Annotated in this window: 16 protein-coding genes; 9 read left to right on the top strand and 7 right to left on the bottom strand. The window is 59.3% G+C overall.

The annotated features are described in order from the left end of the window. Position 1 precedes the first annotated feature (1 nt). Positions 2-1,729, bottom strand: a complete 1,728-nt coding sequence (locus AB4Y82_RS04955; RefSeq protein WP_441601753.1) for an aspartyl protease family protein — start codon at positions 1,727-1,729, stop codon at positions 2-4. Between the two features lie 203 nt (positions 1,730-1,932). On the opposite strand from AB4Y82_RS04955, the gene AB4Y82_RS04950 reads away from it, so the two are divergent. Both AB4Y82_RS04950 and AB4Y82_RS04945 read left to right on the top strand, forming a co-directional pair. Then, positions 1,933-3,159: an MFS transporter gene (locus AB4Y82_RS04950; protein WP_441601752.1), complete on the top strand. Its 1,227-nt coding sequence runs from the start codon at positions 1,933-1,935 to the stop codon at positions 3,157-3,159. Between the two features lie 173 nt (positions 3,160-3,332). Beyond that, positions 3,333-4,241, top strand: coding sequence for an alpha/beta hydrolase (locus tag AB4Y82_RS04945; RefSeq protein WP_441601751.1), 909 nt, complete (start codon positions 3,333-3,335; stop codon positions 4,239-4,241). Between the two features lie 68 nt (positions 4,242-4,309). On the opposite strand, the gene AB4Y82_RS04940 is transcribed toward AB4Y82_RS04945, so the two are convergent. After that, a complete protein-coding gene (locus AB4Y82_RS04940; RefSeq protein WP_441601750.1) occupies positions 4,310-4,822 on the bottom strand; it encodes a PepSY domain-containing protein in 513 nt (170 codons plus the stop codon). 480 nt (positions 4,823-5,302) lie between these two features. Between AB4Y82_RS04940 and AB4Y82_RS04935 the strand changes: the two genes are divergently transcribed. From AB4Y82_RS04935 to AB4Y82_RS04925, 3 genes are all read left to right on the top strand, one after another. Further along, a complete protein-coding gene (locus AB4Y82_RS04935) occupies positions 5,303-6,847 on the top strand; it encodes a glycoside hydrolase family 30 protein (RefSeq protein ID WP_441601749.1) in 1,545 nt (514 codons plus the stop codon). A gap of 239 nt (positions 6,848-7,086) precedes the next feature. Continuing rightward, the gene (locus tag AB4Y82_RS04930; protein ID WP_441601748.1) at positions 7,087-7,539 is read left to right on the top strand and encodes a fasciclin domain-containing protein; all 453 of its coding nucleotides are present in this window, start codon (positions 7,087-7,089) and stop codon (positions 7,537-7,539) included. 105 nt (positions 7,540-7,644) lie between these two features. Further along, positions 7,645-7,833 (top strand): hypothetical protein, encoded by a 189-nt coding sequence (locus AB4Y82_RS04925; RefSeq protein WP_441601747.1) that lies wholly within the window; start codon positions 7,645-7,647, stop codon positions 7,831-7,833. A 215-nt stretch (positions 7,834-8,048) separates the two neighbouring features. Here the strand turns inward: AB4Y82_RS04925 and AB4Y82_RS04920 are convergent, their stop codons facing one another. After that, positions 8,049-8,822 carry a class I SAM-dependent methyltransferase gene (locus AB4Y82_RS04920; protein ID WP_441611141.1) on the bottom strand — a complete coding sequence of 258 codons (774 nt, stop codon included), beginning with the start codon at positions 8,820-8,822 and terminating at the stop codon, positions 8,049-8,051. A 278-nt stretch (positions 8,823-9,100) separates the two neighbouring features. Here AB4Y82_RS04920 and AB4Y82_RS04915 point away from each other — a divergent pair, with 278 nt between their 5' ends. Continuing rightward, positions 9,101-9,775 carry a type 1 glutamine amidotransferase domain-containing protein gene (locus tag AB4Y82_RS04915; protein ID WP_441601745.1) on the top strand — a complete coding sequence of 225 codons (675 nt, stop codon included), beginning with the start codon at positions 9,101-9,103 and terminating at the stop codon, positions 9,773-9,775. Positions 9,776-11,228: 1,453 nt separating this feature from the next. Here the strand turns inward: AB4Y82_RS04915 and AB4Y82_RS04910 are convergent. Further along, a complete protein-coding gene (locus tag AB4Y82_RS04910; protein WP_441601744.1) occupies positions 11,229-12,308 on the bottom strand; it encodes an OmpA family protein in 1,080 nt (359 codons plus the stop codon). A gap of 1,989 nt (positions 12,309-14,297) precedes the next feature. On the opposite strand from AB4Y82_RS04910, the gene AB4Y82_RS04905 reads away from it, so the two are divergent. Genes AB4Y82_RS04905 through AB4Y82_RS04895 form a run of 3 tightly spaced genes read left to right on the top strand, consistent with a single transcriptional unit; the run spans position 14,298 to position 16,130 of the window. Continuing rightward, a complete protein-coding gene (locus AB4Y82_RS04905) occupies positions 14,298-15,401 on the top strand; it encodes an AI-2E family transporter (protein ID WP_441601743.1) in 1,104 nt (367 codons plus the stop codon). A 60-nt stretch (positions 15,402-15,461) separates the two neighbouring features. Beyond that, positions 15,462-15,899, top strand: a complete 438-nt coding sequence (locus AB4Y82_RS04900) for an ion channel (RefSeq protein WP_441601742.1) — start codon at positions 15,462-15,464, stop codon at positions 15,897-15,899. A gap of 36 nt (positions 15,900-15,935) precedes the next feature. Beyond that, on the top strand, positions 15,936-16,130 hold the full coding sequence (locus tag AB4Y82_RS04895) for a hypothetical protein (RefSeq protein WP_441601741.1): 195 nt from the start codon (positions 15,936-15,938) through the stop codon (positions 16,128-16,130). Between the two features lie 687 nt (positions 16,131-16,817). Here AB4Y82_RS04895 and AB4Y82_RS04890 read toward each other — a convergent pair. From AB4Y82_RS04890 to AB4Y82_RS04880, 3 genes are all read right to left on the bottom strand, one after another. After that, the gene (locus AB4Y82_RS04890) at positions 16,818-17,054 is read right to left on the bottom strand and encodes a hypothetical protein (protein WP_441601740.1); all 237 of its coding nucleotides are present in this window, start codon (positions 17,052-17,054) and stop codon (positions 16,818-16,820) included. A 511-nt stretch (positions 17,055-17,565) separates the two neighbouring features. Further along, positions 17,566-18,414 carry a hypothetical protein gene (locus AB4Y82_RS04885; RefSeq protein ID WP_441601739.1) on the bottom strand — a complete coding sequence of 283 codons (849 nt, stop codon included), beginning with the start codon at positions 18,412-18,414 and terminating at the stop codon, positions 17,566-17,568. Positions 18,415-18,909: 495 nt separating this feature from the next. Beyond that, positions 18,910-20,025, bottom strand: coding sequence for an HD domain-containing phosphohydrolase (locus AB4Y82_RS04880; protein WP_441611140.1), 1,116 nt, complete (start codon positions 20,023-20,025; stop codon positions 18,910-18,912). Between the last annotated feature and the right edge of the window lie 564 nt (positions 20,026-20,589).

Below are 20,589 nucleotides of genomic sequence, written 5' to 3'. Positions count from 1 at the left end.
CCTACGGTTGCGGTACGGTCAAACCGAACTTGCTGGCATGTCGTTCGATTTGCGGATCAAGCGCGCGCGCGGCAACCAGGTCGGCGTTGCCTGCATCCGGTTGACCACTGCGGACTTTCGCCAGGCCAAGTCCGTAGCGCGACCACGCGGAACCCGGGCCCAATGCAACGGCTTGCTCATAAGCCTTGATGGACTCGGGATAATGTCCCAGGCGCAGTTGGACCAGGCCCAGACTGTCGAGATAAGCCGGATCGGCGCCGTCGCGCTTGATGGCTTTGCGGCAATCCTTCAAGGCATCGTCCAGCACCTGATTGCTGAGCGCGCGCGCCCAACAGCGCTCGTTGAGTACGGAGCCCAGCATGGCGTCGTTGTCATGCAGACGGATCCAATCGTCGAGCAAGGGCAAGGCCGCGGCGGGCTGGTCGAGCCTGATGTACAAGGCGGCAATGGAACGTGCCCGGGCAGATCCAGCCGGCGCCAGCGCGCCAGCCGCCGCTGCATCAGTGGCAGCTCCAGCCAGGTCGTTGTTGGCGTAGCGATGTTCGGCGCGCATCTGCAAGGCATCGAGATTTTTTGGATCCAGGCTCAGCGCCTTGTCCAGGTCAGCGAGCGCTGCCCCAGGCTGCTTGTCCGCCATATGGGCTCGCGCACGGGCGGTGTAGTAAGCCGATTGATCGGGCGCCATGCGGATTGCTTGATCCAGCTCGGCCACGGCAGCCTTCGCTTCGCCGCGGGACAGGTGCGCCTGGCCCAGCAGGGCATGGTCGCTGGCGCTCTGGGATGCCGTGCCATTGTCTTGGGTCATCGTGCCAGCGGGTTTGGTTTCGTCGTCCGCCGCGGTTGCGAAGCTGAAGACGCGCCCACCGTTATAGGTGAAATAGGCCTTCTTCTTGCTGTTGGCAATGAACATGTGATGGGCGAGCAGGAAATCCACGCCCAGCAGCATCTCCGTCTGGTCGCCAAAATTCCCGTCGAGCACCATCATCTGGCTGTGCTGGATCGTTTCGGACCCCACCGAAAACGTATCGATGTTCGCGGTCCATGTCCTGACCGGTTTGGCGCCGATGCCGAAGGTGCTGGTGCCGGCCTGGAGGCCCAGGGCTTTCACATCGATGCCCGCGCGCTTGGCCGCATCGCGACTCAGCACGGTGGCTGCGGCGCCTGAATCGAGCACCGCCCGCACCTTTCTGCCATTGATGATGACCGTGACAAAAGTGCGCCGGTCGTACTCCCGGTCAGCTGGCTCCAGATCCACGACGTTGTAGTTGCCGTCCTTCACCCAGTACGCGAGCGAGCTCTTCTCGCAGTGCTCCGCCTTGAACAGCGTCACCTTGCCGTGGGCGAGATCGATCTCCAGATCGGCGAAATCGAGCAGGTTGGCGCCGAGCAATCCATCGCCTATGTCGGTCCCGCCCACGATGAAGTCCACGTTCTTGAGCGTGGTGCCAAGGATGCCGAACTCCTTGACGTGGGCCTGCTGGATACTCGTCTGGCCTCCTACGCCACCCATGCGATAGCCAAAAGGTGCGGGTTCCAGCTTGAGCCCCAGCGATGCGGCGTTGGCAGTCGACATGAAGTTGAAGAATGCCCCGGTGTCGAGCATGAAGCGCGTATCGGTGCCATTGATCTTCACCATGGTGGTGGCACGACTGCCGACCATGGCTACTGGCAGGCTGCCGTAGTCGCTCAAATGGCAGTCGTCAGCCCAGGCCTGGCCTGCGAGCAACATGCCGATCCCCATGCAGCACAACCGCAGCATCCCCATGCCTCTCCCCCGTTTGGCCGTGGCCGAAGCATAGAACGGCGACCAGCGGCGTTCAGCAGCGGCATGTCGAAACTCCCAACCTTCCAGGCTGGCAACCCGGAGGCATAGCCGCTACTCTTTCGTGCTGCAGCGCACCACTGCGCTGCCCCACGGCCCGAGTTGTCCCCATGTCCGCCTCTTCCCCCGCCCTGGCTCCGGGCGCGCCGCCTGTTCGCGTTCCCCACGTTGGACTGGTCATCCTTGCGCTTGCGGTCGGTGGCTTTGCCATCGGCACCACCGAATTCGCCACGATGAGCATGCTGCCGTTGTTCGCGCAGGGGCTGGGCATCGATGCGCCGACAGCGGGCCACGCGATCAGCGCCTATGCCTTGGGCGTGGTGGTCGGTGCGCCGGTGATCACCGTGCTGGGTGCGCGCATGCCGCGTCGCCGTCTGCTGGTGATGCTGATGGCAATGTTCACCGTGTTCAACGGTTTGACCGGACTCTCGCCCAGTTATCACTGGATGCTGCTGTTCCGTTTTCTCAGCGGCCTGCCGCACGGCGCTTACTTTGGCGTGGGCGCGCTGGTGGCCAGCTCGCTGGTGCCTGCCAATCGACGCACGCGCGCCGTGGGGCAGATGTTTCTGGGCCTCACCTGCGCCACCGTGGTGGGCGTGCCGCTGGCCAGCTGGCTTGGCGAGGCCGTGGGATGGCGCTGGAGTTTTGCGCTGGTAGCCCTGTTGGGCGTGGCGACCATGAGCGCCGTGTTGGCCTTCGCACCGAACACGCCGGCCGACGCCAACGCCAGCCCGTTGCGTGAACTGGGCGCGCTCAGGCGCTCGCAGGTGTGGCTGACGCTGGGCATCGGTGCGATCGGTTTTGGCGGCATGTTTGCCGTGTACACCTATCTGGCCGACATCCTGCTGCACGTGACCCATATGCCGCTCGAAAGCGTGCCCTGGGTGATGGGCGTATTCGGCATCGGCATGACGCTGGGCAATATGATCGTGCCGGCCTTTGCCGATCGCGCGTTGATGCGCACCGCCGGCGGCCTGCTGCTGTGGAGTGCGCTGATCCTCGCCTGTTTCCCGTTCGCCGCGGGCCATGTGTGGGCGCTCGGTGCCACGGTTTTCCTGATCGGCATCGGCGGTGCGCTTGGCACGGTGCTGCAGACCCGGTTGATGGACGTGGCCGGCGACGCCCAAGGCCTCGCCGCATCGCTCAATCATTCCGCCTTCAATGCCGCCAATGCGCTCGGCCCCTTCCTGGGCGGGCTGGCCATCGCACACGGCTATGGCTGGACCTCGCCTGGCTGGGTCGGCAGCGGACTGGCGCTGGGCGGCTTGTTGCTGTGGTCCGTTTCCGTGGCGATGGATCGTCGTGGCGATGCGGTCGTTGCGGCCCAATCCTGCTGACGGAGCACATGCGCCGCGTTGCGCGCAGGCGCTGGCCAACTGCTTGCCCGAAAAATTCCATCAGCGCAGCAGCAGCCGGGCCGATGCGTCAGTCAGGATCGCGAAGGTGGGAAATCCCCATGGATTTCTCTCGACCGCACAACACTGGCCGAGCGCCAACAGGGAGGAGCGCAATGAAGTGGTGGATGATCGCCGCGTGTTTGCTGGCTGCGAGCGCAAGCGCCAATGCCGAACCGTCGGTATGGCAGCCGTCAGCGGGACATACGCAAATACCGATCTGGCCGGGCGCTGCGCCTGACCTGCAACCGGTGCCAGGGCCCGAGAAGGAAACGAAAGGTGCGGTGACCAACGTGACCCGTCCGACAATGACGGTGTACGCCCCCAAAGGCGTCAACACCGGCGTAGCGGTCGTGGTGATTCCGGGCGGTGGCTTCCAGATTCTGGCCATCCAACTCGAAGGTACCGACGTCTGCGACTGGCTCACCTCGCAAGGCATCACCTGCGTGTTGCTGAAGTATCGCGTGCCCAGCATTCCCTACGTCTGGCAGACCGACAGCCGCCCGCACAACTTTCAATTGTCCGTGCCATCGCTGCAGGACACCCAGCGAACCTTGAGGCTGGTGCGCTCGCATGCCGCCCAATGGCAGATCGATCCGCACAAGATCGGCGTGCTCGGTTTTTCTGCAGGTGGGTATCTGGTCGCCGAGGCGAGCACCAACTTCAAGCGCCAGCTGTATAAGCCGGTTGATGATGCCGACAAGGAAAGCAGCCGCCCCGATTTTGCGGTGGCGATTTACCCGGGCCATCTAGCCACCGAGCACAACACCTTGAATCCCCGTGTGCCGGTCTCTCACGACACGCCGCCGACCTTCCTGGCGCAGGCGGAAGACGATCAGGTGGATGGCGTGGAGCAATCGCTCGTTTACTTCGCCGCGCTCAAGGACGCCGACGTGCCTGTTGAAATGCATATCTATGCGCACGGTGGGCATGCGTTCGGCATGCAGCATCCGGAGTTCCCGATCAACGAGTGGCCGAAACTCGTGCAGGTCTGGTTGCGGACGATCGGCGTAATCCCCCACTGAGCATGTCAGAACCCGGCGTCGCGATGGCGGCGCCGGGTTCCATTGTTTACCGCACGGGTGACGACGCATCAATCGCGCGAGCGGGCCACCACGCTGCCATCGGTGGGATCGACCAGGAGATTCACGTCGGTGCCCCGCTTGCTCTTGGCGTCGGCGCTCCACAGCCCTTCGGCGAACTTCACGTGCTTGACGTTCTGGAAGCCTGCCGTCGCCAGCTGTGCATTGACTTCGTTTTCGTTGAGCTTGGACGGCGCATCGGCCGGGTAGACCTTGCCATTGACGGGACCGACGGAGAGCTTGACCCACTTCTTGTCGCCGCCGCGGGCCTCGCTGCGCCACACGCCGTCCTTGAACTCCAGGCCCTTGACCTCCTTGTAGCCAGCGTTGGCGATGGAGGACTTGATCGCCTCTTCGGTCAACGCACCGGTCGGAGGCTGGTTGCTCCAGGTCGTGACGGTGGTGGTCTGGGTCGTCTGGGTGGTGGCACTGGTAGTGGACTGCGCCGCGGCGGGCATGGTCTGCGCGGACGCCATACTGGAAACAGCCAGTCCAATCACTAAGGGAAGCATGCGCTTGATCATGATGAACTCCTTTGCTGTTGGCGGCGCATCGTGCCGCCGGCGCGCGCATGTCCCAGTCAAAGGCTGCGTGAAACCGTCCGTGACACTTACCCGCGATTCATGAAAAAAAGGCCGCGCACGGCCCTGAGCGTCGTAGCGGAGCGCGGCGATGAACGCGTGCCAACAGAGCGTGGCGATGCGTTGAGAGGCTATGGATAAAAGACGCGACGGGCATCCCGCGAAGATGCTTCGCACGAGCTTGCTGGCTTTGCCAGCTGATCCATCCGCGCAGGCCGATGCGGCCATTCAATGCGCTCGGCCACAGTCAAGACGGCGCAGGTTCGCTATGCTGCGCGCATGGCATCGGGTTCATGCCGGGGTTTTGGCGCAATGAATCCGATCCTGTCGCCGTGATCGGCCAGGATCTTGTGTTGATGCGCAGACCCGGGAGTTTCGTGATCCAACTGAACTGCAGCGCGAGCGTAGGGTTTTGTGTGCGCCATGGATGAGCATCGATCCGAATCCAGGTGGGCCACGCTTGTCCCGGTCGGCTTGATTGCCCTGCTGACCCTGACCGCCCTTTATGCGCCGCGCTTGGAGCGTCCGGTGGTCGGCGCCCACATTGCACCTGCGACGCCGTCGCTGCTGCCCGCGGTCGAGCTATGGTTGAGCACGGCCGACCGTCGCCTGAAGCTGGCCCGACAACCCGACCTTGCGATGCGCGCCCGCGGCTCGGCGCCTGCCGATGTGGTGATCGACGTGCAGACCACCTACCAAAGCATGGTCGGCTTCGGCGCCGCGATGACCGACTCGTCGGCGTGGCTGCTGCAGAACGATCTCAGCGATACGCAGCGCAGTGCGCTGTTGCACGAGCTGTACGGTCCGCCGCCCAACCTCAACTTCAACATGATGCGCCTGACCATCGGCGCGTCGGATTTCTCGCTCAAGCCTTACACGCTGGACGATGTGCCGTTCGGGCAGACCGATCCGACATTGGAGCATTTCAATATCACGAGCAATTTGCGCGACGTGATTCCGAGCGTGCTCGAAGTGCTTTCCATCCATCCGGACTTGCAGATCGTGGCCACGCCATGGAGCGCACCGGCCTGGATGAAGACCAGCGAGAACCTGATTGGTGGCGAGTTGCTGGAGCAGTACGAGGAGACATACGCGGACTATCTGCTCAAGTACCTCGATACCTATAGCGGTTACGGCATCCCCATTTTCGCCCTGACCGTGCAGAACGAGCCCGGCTTCATACCGATCACTTATCCGGGCATGCAGATGCCGGCGGCCACGCGGGCACGCATCGTCGCGCAGTACCTGGGTCCCAAGCTGGCAAGCCGCAAATCCAACACGCGCATCCTGGAATGGGACCACAACTGGAATGCGCCCGAGCAGCCCCTGGCCGTCCTGGGCGACGCCGAGGCGGCACGCTACATCGACGGCGTTGCCTGGCATTGCTACGAAGGCAGCCCTTATGCGCAGGGCCGCGTGCATCGTGCCTTCCCCGACAAGGACGCCTATATCACCGAGTGTTCCGGTGGCGACTGGGCCTCCAGCGTCAAGGGCGAATTGCTGTGGTTCTCGCGCGACCTGTTGATTGCAGGCATCCGGCAGTGGGCGCGCGGCGTCATCTATTGGAACCTGGTTCTCGATGAGAAACATGGCCCGCACTTTGGCGGCTGCGACGCCTGCAAGGGCGTGGTGACGATCGACTCGGCCACGGGTGAGGTGAGCCGCAACGATGAATACTACGCGTTGGCGCACTTCAGTCGATTCGTGCTGCCCGGTGCGCTGCGGATCAACTCCACCGCTACCGAGAAGGGTCTGGACAACGTGGCCTTCCTCAATCCCAGCGATGGCTCGATCGTACTGGTGATGGTGAACAGCAGCGTGGACCCACGCAACGTCTCCGTGGCGGAAGGCCAGACCCGTTTCGACTACACCATGCCGCCGCAAAGCGTGGCGACCCTGGTGTGGAATCCGAACCAGGCGAACGCATGGCTGCGACGTGCGCTCGAGTGGCTGCAACGATCCCGTTGACCAACGTCAAGTGAACCGCCCACGTGGCATGACGACGAACAGTTGCCACATCACCCTTACGTAACAACCACACGTGCATGCTGCATGGGCGCCAGGATAGAAAGTCTCCTCCTTGGCAGGCGTCTCAGCCTCGCGGTCCTCTCCCTAACGCCATCTGAGTATTTCTCCGATCTGTATCGGAGTTGCGGCTACGTCCGCTCTGGATCCGCATTTCGGATCTTCACTAAAGGCAAATACTCATGTCCACCAACGATTCCAACGTGTCTCGCGTTAGCAGCAAGAACCTCGTCGAAACAGCGGCTGCCAACGGCAGCTTCCATACCCTTGGCAAGGCGCTTGAAGCGGCAGAACTCACCAACGTGTTGAAGGGCACCGGCCCGTACACGGTCTTTGCGCCGACGGATGAGGCATTCGAGAAGCTGCCCAAGGATGTGCTGTCCAATTGGCTCAAGCCGGAAAACAAGGCCGAATTGATCTCGGTGCTGAAGTATCACGTGCTGCCGGGCCGCGCTTCGGCCGCGGACGTCGAGAAGCTCACCACACCGAAGATGATGCAGGGTCAGACCGCGACGGTCACCAAGGATGGCGACAAGCTCCGCATTGGCGCAGCCACCATCACCAAGGCAGACATCACCTCGAGCAATGGCATCATCCACGCGATTGATACCGTGAACGTGCCCACCAAGCACTAACCAGTACGGGTTGTGGTGGGGCAGCGCCCCGCCACAACACCTGTCGACCCATCGACAGGGATTCGCGTCCACCGGGGCGCAGCGTCAAAACTCAAGGTGACTATCATGGCTGGCCATTTTCGCTTTACCTCCCGACCCACTCGGCTAGCTAAGCTCATCCAGTCCGTCGGTGATCTGTTCGATCACGTGTTTGGTGAACCCTACAGGCAGCTCTCACCGGTGCTGTCGCAGCGGCAGCAGCTTGCCGCAGCGATGGAAGCGGCGCGCCGGCTCAAACGCGGCGCCGGACGATGATCCTCGGCGCCGTCACGCGATTCGGATATTTCTTCCGACCTTTTCGACGAGGCGCGTATCGACACGCGCCATCGATCGAAGAGCTGCATGTGATGCGCAAGAGCTGGTTGTCGCGAGTCACCGACTTGCGCCGCCGTTGGGTACGCGCCGCCGTGGAAGCGGTCTCGCGCTAGCCCATGGGGCCCTGCCGGAGCACGGATTGGCGTGCTCCCCTTTTAAGTCAGCGGCATCTCAGCCCTGAACAGCGCCACCTTTCCAACCTGCCATACAGTGACCTTGGCGAAATATTCGCTGAGTGCCGACTGCAAACTTGCCAGCGTGTCGTGGCGGTTTCCAAAGATGCCCTTGCGGTTGTAAAGCCCCATGAGGCGGCGCCCCAGCCAGTTGTGGTTGGCCTCATCGCCGAGGATGGTCGCGCCATACAGCTCGCCGCCCGGGGTCAGGTGAGTACCAAGCGTGGAAAACACCTTGCGCGCCTTGTCGGTCATCGTGCCCGGCAGGCAATGCAGGAGATAGAACAGGGAAATCGAATCGAACGTCCTGTCGCCGAGCGCACCGCTGGGCTGCAATACGTCATCGCGCACCAGCGTTGGCTGCAAGTTCGCGATGCGCGACGCTGCAGCCTTCAAGCTGTTGTCATTGAGATCCAGCAAGGTGACTTTCTGCCCGGGCTTGTCCGCGCTATGCGCCAGGTAGTAGCCCGAACCGACGCCCACATCGAGATGGTTGGAGCTCAGGTGTTGCTGGAAAAAAGGCAACAGCACGGCGTCCGTTGGACACTTCCACGCATAGTTGTTCGAGAAGCCCAGGACCCAGCGGTCATAAATCTTCAATACGCGATCTGAGTAGACGGCTGCGCCGTGCTCGGAATCGAGGGGGGCGAAAGGTTTGCTCATAGGTAACAGTGCTTCAGGCGGGGATGGGGAAAGGTGCGAAAGCGTCGATAGGGTACACGGCGACAGCATCGTGTTTTCAGCGCTGAGTCTCATGCACCTGCTGGCGACGTTCTTGCCATCACGTCGATCCATCCATCAGGACGCTTGGGCGTGCGCACGTGGCACGCATGTCAGATCTTGCGATGCAAGGGTTGAGAAGTCCGGTGGCGGAAAACTGATACCAAAGCTTGATAGACCCCTTTGCAAAGCCGGGGCAATCTTCGCGGACAGAGAACCGAACCATCGATCCATCGAGCGTGGTCGCCTGAAGCGGGAGGCATTCCATCGGGCGAGATGACAGGTCCTGGTCGCATCTAACGAGGGGTTACGGCATGAAGATACTGATGGTACTCACCTCACACGACATACTCGGAAACACGGGAAGGAAGACCGGCTTCTGGCTCGAAGAATTTGCGGCGCCGTATTACGTTTTTACCGATGCCGGCGTATCGGTGACGGTCGTATCACCCAAGGGCGGGCAGCCACCCATCGATCCCAAGAGCGATGACCCGAGCAATCAGACTCCTGCGCAGACCCGTTTCAAGGAAGACAAGGTGGCACAGAAGGTCTTGTCCAACACCGCACGCCTCGACTCCGTGTCTTCGAAGGACTTCGACACCGTGTTCTATCCGGGTGGCCACGGTCCCATGTGGGATCTCGCCGAAGATCCGGTCTCGATCAAGTTGATCGAATCGTTTTACGACAGCGGCAAACCCATTGCCTTTGTATGCCACGCTCCCGGCGTGTTGAGGCACGTCAAACACAAGGGCGAGCCACTGGTGAAGGGCAAGCACGTCACTGGCTTCACCAACGGCGAAGAAGAAGAAGTCCAGCTCACCCACGTCGTTCCCTTCCTGGTCGAAGACGAGCTGTTGAAGCTCGGCGCCACTTTCGAGAAGAAGGCCAACTGGGAAGTGTTCGCCGTCACCGACGGTCGCCTCGTCACCGGTCAGAACCCTGCCTCTTCGACGGCCGGCGCGAAGGCACTCATGGCCCTGTTCAAATAGGTTGGCGAGGAGTGGAGCCGACCGCGACGAGCATCGGGCGCTGACAGAAGCGCGCCTGGGCGACCGGCTTCGTGTTCTGAACCGCAAAGTCTGTGCGGTTTTGTGAGCCAAAGTTTGTGCGCATGGGTATCTACTGGCACAAACTTTGGCTCAGATGTGAGCACATAGTCTGTATTTATGTTTAAAATCAAATACGTAGAGTGGCATCGCCTAGGCCGGCGCGAGCCGAAAGGGGACCAAAGTTTGTGCAGCGCGTCCGCGGCCCGCCCGTCCGTCAGTCGTAACTCAAGCCGAGCGCACAACTCGCTTCGGTGGCCTTCCATCCTCCGAGGACCTCGACAAGCAGGCCAGCCGCAGTAACGGCGGCGAGATCCTCTGTCGGGACTATCGGATTTCCCAACCGCTCCGCCGCCCTGTCGGCAAAAAGGCGAAGAGCTCTCTTTGCACTATCGGTTAGCTGGTGAGTAATCATGCGTCAAATCCTCATCCAGACGGTTGAATAGATGGCTGTCACAGCGACGCGGATCTACTTCGGGCGCGTTGTTCGCCGTCCGTCCAACCACGCCACAGCCTCGCGCACCTCTTGCTCGACACGCGGCGGGATTTCAGAGCGCGGAGAACCCGTGTCCGGACAGACTCCCGTTACTTCGCGACTAATGCAGCCGTTACGCATGATGCGTGCGCGCCAGCTCACACCATCTGGGATATCAGTGATGGAAACAAGGCAATCCGCACCATCAAACGTGACTCGGAACTGCGACATGACGACGTCCCCTTTTGCGTGCCAACATTCCACGTCGGCGGAGAGCTTCGCGCGGAGGCGTAGGCCAGTCAAGGCGTCACCGAAGGGCTCACACAAACCTGAGATAGCTGGGGGAATGGCCATCTCTCGAAACGTACAGCCCGCCGGTCGAGGTCTTTGTGGAAGGGTTGCCGACGGAGCAGGATTGCCGGCGAAACGCCGGGATGACTGCATGTCAGTCACCATTGTGTTTTGGCTATAGGGTTGCCTCCCGGACCGAGTGACCAGTGAGGAGTTAGTGGCGTCAGCTCCCGGCTTAGAGGAGACATTCCTGCACCACTGCAGCAAAGTCCGATGCATGGAAGCTTCACGCCGGCTTGGGCATCGTGGGCCATAACGATTAGGCATCGGCGAAGACGTGGGAAGATGGATGCGGTGGCGCATTTGCACCGGTTATCTGCGTGCTGACGGTGCCCAACTCCACCAATGATCGCGGGACCAGTGAACTTATGCGGCATGGTGCGTTTGGGCATGGCCTGGGGCAGATGTTCAAGCAACGAAATCCGCCTGCGCTCCTTTCCAGCGTCGCGGGTGGTCCGGTTCTGGCTGCGACCGAAGTATGGTTCGACGGCCCCGGCTACGAAAAAGCTCGCGCGGATGATCTCCACGCGAGCCTTTCTAATAGAAAGCAAACCGGAGGCTATGCCAGGACTATCCTTCCCCAAGCCCCACGTTCACTTCAACGCGGCGGTTCTTAGCTTGGTTTGCAGGGGTGTCGTTGGGCACGAGTGGGTTGTTGGGCCCGTACCAGAACAGCACCATTCTGCTATCGCCGATGCTGTGCTTTTCCTTCAGGTAGCGCGCGACCATCTCGGCGCGGCCGCGAGACAGGCCCTCGTTGTGATCCCTGGTCCCAACATTGTCGGTATACCCGGCGATCACGACGTATGACTTGGGCCTGTCGTTCATGAACTGCGCCAGCTTATCCAGCTCAGCCTTGTCCTTGGCCGCAAGCTCGGTTTCATTAAAGGCGAAATTGATGTTGTCGACCTTGGCACCGACGATCTTGGTATCGGTGGTCGTGACGACATGTTCGGTAGCCTTCACATCGAACAGTGCTCCGCTCATGAAGTTGGGCTGGTTGAAGAAGCTGGCCAGCGGGATGACCCGCGAGCAGGCGTTGAGGCTGGCGACATCCTGCGTGAGAGTGGCTTCCCTTGACGGCCTAGCGCTGCTTATCACGTAGAAGCAGACGTCGTATTCCTTGGCCAGCCTCCTGGCGGTGTCGGCGGGGTTATCGCCGGTGTAGTCACCATCCCAGAATACAAACACTGCGGTTCTGCCCTTTAATGGCTTGAGGACACCCTCGAGTTTCTTCAGGCCTGTGTTGAGGGGCGTGATGCCACGGCCGCGATCCGGAATTTTGTTCAACGCCGCATCAACCTTCTCGCGGTTGTACAGCTGCACGGGATAAAGCTCCTGCCAGTCGGTATAGATGTAGATGCCCATCTCGTAGCCAAGATCAGGAAGGTAGGCATTCCTGCTCTTGAGCTCGTTTTTCATGACCTGGACCACCGGCTTGTCCGTATCGCCGAAGTCGCTGTTAGTTGATGACGATGTGTCGAGCAAGAAAATCGCGTTGTCGGCAACCTTAACCAGTTGGTTCGTCTTGACCACGTTATTGATGATGTCCTGCTTGGTGATGATTTCGACGGCCCCTAGGGGCCACACCATGACGCTGATTACAAGCCCCATTATCAGGCCATTCCAGATTCTCGATTGGTGCTTCATGTCCGCTCCCAACATGCGGGCCCACGCCCGCTTAGCCCCGAATCTTGAGCGTAAGCTCCTTGTCCTGATGTGAAGCCGGGACCTTGGCGTGCGCGAAAATCTCGATGCGATCCGGTGCGTACGCATTCGAAGCCGCGGCGGTGTCAGCAGAAATACGCAGGCGACGCTAGGTAGATTTCCAAACGTACGCTTCGTTCCTTGAGTGGCGTGTTCGGCCCCTGCACTTACGAAGGCTGCTATACATCAACTCGTATTTCGCGGTGCCGCGCCCACCAATCTGGCGAGGCGAGAGATTCAGAGGGCAAGGTGGCCACGAATTGCTGGAGGCCTCGCACATTGGAATCTTGGATTGCGGACTTCGATCAGGTTGAAATAGGCTCCGGCAAGGCTGAACACCTCGTCGCCGCTCAACAGAGGACAAACACCACGAAGGAGCGCTAGATCATTAGGTAGTCTTAAAACAACTTCTGCGGGACAAACCGGGGCCGCTACTGCTAAGCGCAATCGGCAGCGGATCGAAAGGGCCCCCCGGCACCTTCGTGGTCACCGGTTGAAGTCACGGGCGATAGCGGACCTTCACTGCTTTGGCGAGAGTAAGGGTGCAATGCGACTCTGCACCAAGGCATGGATGAACGCGCTATCGAGGACTTCAACGTGCGAGGCCTCTAGTAGTTCGCCGCCAATTTCCCCCTGAAATTTCCCGTCTCGCCATAGCACTGCGCGCCATACTGCAGAAGTTTTGGTTGTGGTGTACGAGCCTTCGTAGGTGTAGGGGCCGAACACGCCACGTAGAATCGTCATTGGTGACCTCTTCAGACTGAGCTGAGGGATTGATTCTTCGTCAACGGCGTGACCTGTCACGCTATCTCAAACTAACAACCACCCTGATCCTCCGCCGTGGCAAATGACGTGTCTATACGTCAATCAGTCCGTCTTTCGGTGTAGGTGCGCACACGACTTACACTCCCGGCGACCTGTCGTCGCCGCTCGCACGGCGTCCGCGAGCTGCTTAGGTTAACGTGCTATGGGTATCGACGATTGCCGCTTCGGATCCACTGCCGACACTACCGATAGTACAAACCTCCTCCTGGGAAGTCAGCGCAGCTTCCGATCAGTTTCTGGAGTCCCTGGTGCTGACCGATAAATAGACACCGTACTTTTACCCAAGCCAGCGACCACAGATCGTGGTTTGATAATGGGACAGACGATGACGCCCCAAACGCACTTCACCCCAGCGAGAGCGTCGTCCGATGGGGAACGGGCGGTGCAGAGGCGCCGCCCTGTTCTTTAGCCCTCTTGCGACCGAAAGGTTATGTGAGGAGCCGCATGATGGCGTTGGAGCAAACTGGTCAGAATGGCGGACTTGTCAGACAGGCATTAATGTAGGCGGCGCCGGATTTCGCTCGCAATTTCATTGTGGCTAACTACGTATTTACCCTTAAGCAATTGCTGGATATATAGTGTTGTATTGCGCATTCACGCTCGTTGAACGTGAATAGTTCTATTTACGCAGAACGACATCAACGCAAAGATTTATGGCGTGACGGTGCTTGGGGATATTGCGTTTTCGGTCGTTATCTCGAGCGAATCGCGGCGCCTGTCCTTGCCGTTGGGACTCCTTGATCCGGAAAGGCCCACATCATGTTTGGCAGGACCGCCATGACTTCTAACGTCGTGCAACGAGTCGCGCTGGTGGCGATGATGGTGCCGAGCGTCTTCCTCATCCCCAACCACCGCCCAGAAGTCAAGGGTAGCTTCTGATTAGGAAACGCCGGTTGTGCCGGCAGAGGCGGCATTCTTTCTTTGGACCGATACCACATGTCCCTGCTTTCCTGTGGATATGGGCTTGAGGTCGATCCAAAAGAGCAATCCAACTTCATGCTTAAACACGCACGCGAGTGGACAACCTAGCGAGCATGGTCCGAGTTCAGCGTTGAAGTCGCAGTCCCGCAGGGATAGCTAAAACTCCGTCGAAGCAGGTGTCAACTCATGTACCTCAAGTCAATGTACGAGAGGGCCCTGTCCCGCGGGGCGCTCGATGTCTTGATCCGCGCTGGGCTGATCGCTGTGCTCCTGATCTTTTGCTTTGAGATCTTCAGCCCCTTCCTCCATCTCATGCTCTGGTCGCTGATCCTTGCCATCACCCTCTATCCGCTGCAGCGCAGGCTGAGGACTCGACTAGGCAATCGTGATGGCCGCACCGCGACTCTGATCATCTTTGTGGCGATCGTCATCCTGATGGTGCCGGTCTATTTATTAGGGACGTCGATGACCGAGTCGGTCGAAAAGGCGCTTGATGTGGTCAAGGAAGGCAAGGTCCGGGTCCCCTCGCCGTCCGAGTCAGTGGCTAGCTGGCCGCTAATTGGGAAGCGGCTGTATGGCTTTTGGCTACAAGCCGCCACCGACTTGACTGGCTTGGCACAGAAGCTTGCGCCGCAGCTCAAGGAGTTCAGCCTTGGTTTGTTGGGCAAGCTTGCGAATGCCGGCTTGGGCTTTCTGATGTTCATTGCTGCACTGATCATCGCGGGCATACTCATGGCTTACGGTGAAGGCGGACATCGCAGCGCTGTGAAAATAGCCTCACGTATCTTTAGCCCGGGGCGCGGGCCGCAGATCACCCGCTTGTGCACCGCAACCATTCGGGCGGTGGCACAGGGTGTGATCGGCATTGCCTTCATTCAAATGCTGCTGGTCGGCGTTGGCTTTGTGCTCATCGGTCTTCCTGGCGCCGGCCTCCTGGCCCTCGCTGTCCTATTGCTAGGCATCATGCAGCTCCCGGCCACCCTGATCACAGTACCGGCCATCGCTTACGTGTTCGCGACTGAAGGTGCCAGCGTGGGTACCATCATCTTCGCGGTCTATGTGTTCGTCGCCGGCTTGGCCGACAACGTGCTCAAGCCCCTGTTGCTTGGTCGCGGTGTGGATGTGCCGATGCCGGTCGTGCTGATTGGTGCGCTGGGCGGCATGGTCACGGGCGGCATCATCGGCCTGTTTATCGGTCCCGTGGCGCTTGCCGTTGGTTACCAGTTGTTCTGGCAGTGGGTAGAGGATCAGCCGCAGGGTGACGAATCAGAGGTGCCGAAGCAGGTCTGACCCAGCCGGGCATGCCTCGTACCATCGTCTGTCACTGTCGTCACACGGAGGATGTCGCCTGTGTTGCTCAATCTTCTGGTCGGCCTACCGGTAATGTTGATTTGCCTGCTGCTGCAGGCATTCTTCCTCAACATAAGCCTGCGTAAGTATGCCCGGTTCAAGCATGCCCATCGGGATCACCAAGCGGCAAGCGTCAATGTATTGCTGCTTTACACGGTCTTGCTGTTGCTGACGCTTGCCTATTTCACTCAGATGAGCATCTGGGCTGGGCTGTTCATGCTACTTGGCGAATTCGCTGATTTCCCCACTGCGCTGTACCACTCGGGAGTCAACTACGTCACGTTGGGTTATGGCGATATCGTCATGACCAAGGGCTGGCGCCTGCTCGGCCCAATTGAGGCGGCCAACGGCATCCTGATGTTTGGCTTATCCACGGCCGTGATGACCGCTGCGGTGCTCGATATCATTAAGAAAAGCACGGCTGCTTCCGATCCATAGCGGAGCTGAGAAAAGAGGGCTGATGGAGTTGCAAGAATGAGCGAACAAGGGATCATCTTCTTCATCTTTCTCGTGCTGTTCATCGGCATGCTTCAGGGGCTCAAGTCCGGCAGCGTAGTTCTTCTGGTGCACACCTATAGGAGGTCAGAAGACCCCGGGTTTTATTGGGTGGGCATTGCGGTGGCGGGCGCGAGCTCCGTAGCGCTACTCACAGTGTTGATTTTTGGCTAGTTCTGCTTGCGTCGTGTATGCACGCTGTTACTAGTAGGGGATGTGTCTGGTTCCGACCCAGGATGGACCTGCGCGTTATGGCTTTTTGTACGCAATCCAGGATGTGTAGAGGGCGAACCAGGACCTCGCCATAGGGGCACGTACGAGCGCGCGAATGTCAGTCCAACCAACGGATGGAACGAGTGACAGGCCGATAACGTCTGCCTGCAGATCGAGAAATAGACTAACGATCAATCTTCTTGAGGCGCTCCTGCAATATCCGTCCGGCGAGCTCCCGGCGAGCGTCACCATTGACCAAGTCGAAGAGGGCCCCAATCGGCAGCTCGCGCCGTGTTGGAGAATAAAAGGGAGTAGCTCACCTTTTGTCTCGGTGGCGCGAGGTCCGTGGAAACGGGCCCCCATATACAAAATCTGAAGGCGGACGATAGCATCACTGTTACGGGCGAGCGCACTAGCCTTGATTCTGAGAAAGAGGAGCGCACAGCCCTCTCCTTTTTGCCGCAGTGGCTGAAGCGGTTGGAGCTGGGGGCTCACGATGTTCGCGTACGGTGGTTGATAGAACGCGCGGGGATCTGTCCATCATTGTTAGCTGAGCGACCAGACTGTGACATGACGACTTTCCTCTAGTGCGTGACCATCTGCCTTCTCCGGTGAAATTCGCGGGAGAGGAGTAGGCCAGTTAAGATGTCACAGAGCGGCTGCCACGATACTTGCGATGTCTTTTGCCATGCTTACGGCAATGGCTTGGCTGGCCACCAATTCCGTATCGCCGAAACGTATAGGGTCGTCCCAGGGAGAGCGTGGCAGTCTGTAGATGATCCACGCACCTACCCAGCCGTCGCCATCCGGCATCAACATCTGATCGGCATAGATCCGTACCAAGTAATTGCGCACGGTAAATTCCTGGGCCGAGGCGTTGGACATGCGTGAGCGTCCGTCCTGTTGAATGCCAAATGTTTGCGCTGCGCTTCAGGAGCAGCCTGCAACGATGGCGAAGTCAGCTTCACGATGGCCTTGTCCGTTTCAGACGACTCGGTCATATCGGTATCGCCGTAGGGGATTATTCTCTGCGAGGTCTCGCAGGTCTTCCATCAGCTGGTTGCGTTGGGCTTCGAGCCGTCAGCGCTCCTCACCGTTCTCCTTGAGGCAATGGGCGCAGGGGATAGAAATGAAACGCAACGGAGCATGCTGAATAGCCGGTCCAATACTCGCCACAGGCAAGCGTGGTCTTTTGCACTCGCTGGTCATGCCGCCATTTTGAACGGGGCGGTAAGGTCTCCAGTCGATAGGCTAAGAGGCGTCGGTGCATGAAGATGGCTCCTGCATGGCCCTAGATCACGCAGCGCCGCCAACGGCCCGCTCATGCCGGCAGGCCCGGCGCCCATAGCCGCGACATCCAAGGCTCTTTCAGCCATTTGCCGGAATCCCCTAGCGATCAGAAACGCCACGTGTAGCTGAAGCTTGGGCCGCTTAGCTGTACTTTGCGCAGGAATTTCTCATCGGCACTTTCGTGATACTCGACGTCGCGGTAGCTAAGCGCCAGGTCGCCCCAGTGGAAGGCGTAGCCCACGCCGACGTTCAACTGATACGTATTGTCCGAATCGCCCGCGCCTACGTCGACGTAGTAAGGGAAATACCAGCCACTGTTGTCGAAGGGGGTCCAACGACCACGTATGCCGACGATGGCATCGGTCACGTGGGTTTGATTGTCGAGGTGGCCGCTGTTCTGGATGTCCAGCCGATTGCCGTTACCAGTCGCACTGAAATTCCAGTCGAGGTTGCCTTTCAACCACAGATAGCGCCCACCGAACAGCAGATCAGCATAGCCCTGATCACCGTGAGCCAAAGTGTAGAGGCCGGCAAAATTCACCATGCCGCCCTTGATGCCCCAGCGCGTGTCGAGGTTGGCGTTGCCACCGATGCGCTCGTTGCCGATGGATGTGAAACGTCCCTTCTCATCGCTAAACTTCACCCAGTCGATGTCACCGTACATGCCCCAGTCTCCTTTTCGGAGTTCGCCCTCGAGCATGAACGCGCCGCTGAGCGTGCTGAACAGGTCGTTGTCCGATTTGGTACTAACGCTGGGGCCGTTGTTGGGTAGCTGGAAGCGGGTCTCGCCAGACACGCCAGGCAGCCATCCATACGGCGTAATACTGCCGTGCCAGTTCCCGTCCCATGGATCGGGAGTATCGGCGTGTGCCGGCCATGCGAGCAGGGTCGCCGTGATGATTAGCCCGAGTGCGGGAACATGGCGTGCGATGCGGGAAACCAGGGGGCTGATCATAATCCACCTGCGATGGGTGATATTCCCTGACATAGTGAAGCGATTCCTCTGTCACGCCCACTGCATTAATACGTAGGGAGGTCTTAGTAAATCTACGGGACGAGGAGCTACAAATGGCGGCTAAGAGACGTACTGCGGTGATCGTGTTCGTTGTAGTTCTGGTTGCCCCGGCATTGGCTTACTACTTCGCCTGGCGGATGGAGATGCCTCGTTGGTAGCTAACCATGATCGCTTGCGTCGGAGGGCATACAGCTGGCTATCTTCGACGTCGAATATCAAGGCGGCGAGCCAGTGGCGACGTCGAGCTCGATCAAAATATCCGCTCCCGACCCGAAGGTGAACTAAAGACGACGACTAGTACGCCTCGATTCTGCGCCATATTCACAGTCGCTCTCCGTATGTTTTCCATTTAAGCTGCGACGAATGTGGTTATGTGCAGAAAGCGGGCATGAGTGGCACCTAAAATCCTACCGACCACAGTCAACTTTAATATCGCTAAGTTCTGGACCTATCAGTGTCGGAAAAGTGCTTGGACATCATCAGGAATCTGGCCTGCAGCCGCACAAACGCATCCGTGATGTCGGGATCAAAGTCGATAGATCGCCTACCCACAATGAACGCCACAACCTGGTCATGCGGCATGGGGGCTTTGTAGCTGCGCCGCGTGACAAGCGCGTCGTAGACATCGGCAACGGCCATGATGCGAGCTGACAGAGGGATGTCGTCACCCATCCTACCCTCGGGATAGCCGTGACCATCCCATCGTTCGTGATGGCTATAGGTAAGCTCCTTGACCACGCCGAGAAACGGCACGCTGATGCCCAGTTGATCCTCCGCCTTTTGAATGGCGTCACGTCCCAGTGTGGTGTGAGTCTTCATGAGTTCACGCTCGTCCGAGGCGAGCGGACCGGCTTTGAGGAGAACAGCATCGGGTATCCCAATCTTGCCGATGTCGTGCAGTGGGGCCGCGTTGAAGAGAAGTTCACGCTCTTCCAGGCCTAGATCGTTCGCGAACTTTGGGTCAGACGCTAAATCGTCCACTAACGCCATCACATAGTGTTGAGTGCGTCGGGCGTGCTCTTCCGTTTCAAAATCTCGAATCTCCGCGAGAGAGGCCAGGGCGAGAAAAGCGACCTCCTTGAGGAGATTGATCTCTTTTGAATGTCGGTCGACTTCTTCCTCAAGGAAGACCCTTCTGTCTTTGATAAAGGCCGCAGCGGATTTGAGGCGGAGTTGGTGAGCGATGCGAATCAGAAGGGAAGCCGGCTCGATTGGCTTGAAAAAGTAATCATTGATGTCCAGCGCAGCGGTCAAAGGCGCGATTGCCGTTCCTGCTTGTTCGTGTAAGACAATGATCGGAATGTCGCGTGTTTCCGAACGACCCTTCAGCTGTCGGCAGAACTGGGTGGCCGCTTCTTCCGAAGGATTCTCATCAATCAGAATCAGATCCGGTAGATCGCGAGATCCTAAATACATCCACGCCTCTCGTGCCGTGCTTGCAGACACCACCACGTACAGCGGGGTCAGTACCGCGGCCAATGCAGATCGCTCTTGATGTGAGTCGATCACGATGAGCACAGATGGCCGATAGATGGCCTCGGGGATATCCATGAGGACGCTCCAGACTACCTCGTCGAAGTGTATGCCTTGGCGCACTCCCTTTGAATCCCAAGAGGGCGTGCGATGGTTACGCGAAGCCGATATCGCCGGTAGGTCAAGCCGGGAGAGATTTTCGAAGTGAAGAATTACGGCATGACGCTGCGTAGTTCTACGAGCTTCTTATGGCTCCCTGATGAGTTCCATGAGATTAGCTAACGTCTGCATTCGACTCGGAGTGAACCTATCGCAGTCGAGCTAGAGGGTCATTGCGTCAATGATCGTGTAAGCAGTTCGAAAGGCTTCAGGTGCAATGCCGTTTTGCATGAACGCGATGCGGCATTTGGCATGAGCTTAACGAGAGACCAGCTATCCGAGCGGTTTGATCAGCTCGATGCCGAGCTAATCAAGATGAAAGCGGAAGGGCGGCCCGAAGAGGCCTTGTCACGTCGCATGGATTCATCCTGACGTCGACAGCGACTGCCAAAGTGATGGGCTTTTCGAGTACCGACGCCCTGCGCTTTGCGCGCACGGGTGGACGCCTTCCGATCCAGATGTTTCTGGTAGAAGGGCGACGGG

Source organism: Dyella sp. 2YAF14 (assembly GCF_052114725.1).
Lineage (GTDB): Bacteria > Pseudomonadota > Gammaproteobacteria > Xanthomonadales > Rhodanobacteraceae > Dyella.
This window is presented reverse-complemented; position numbering and strand designations above follow the sequence as displayed.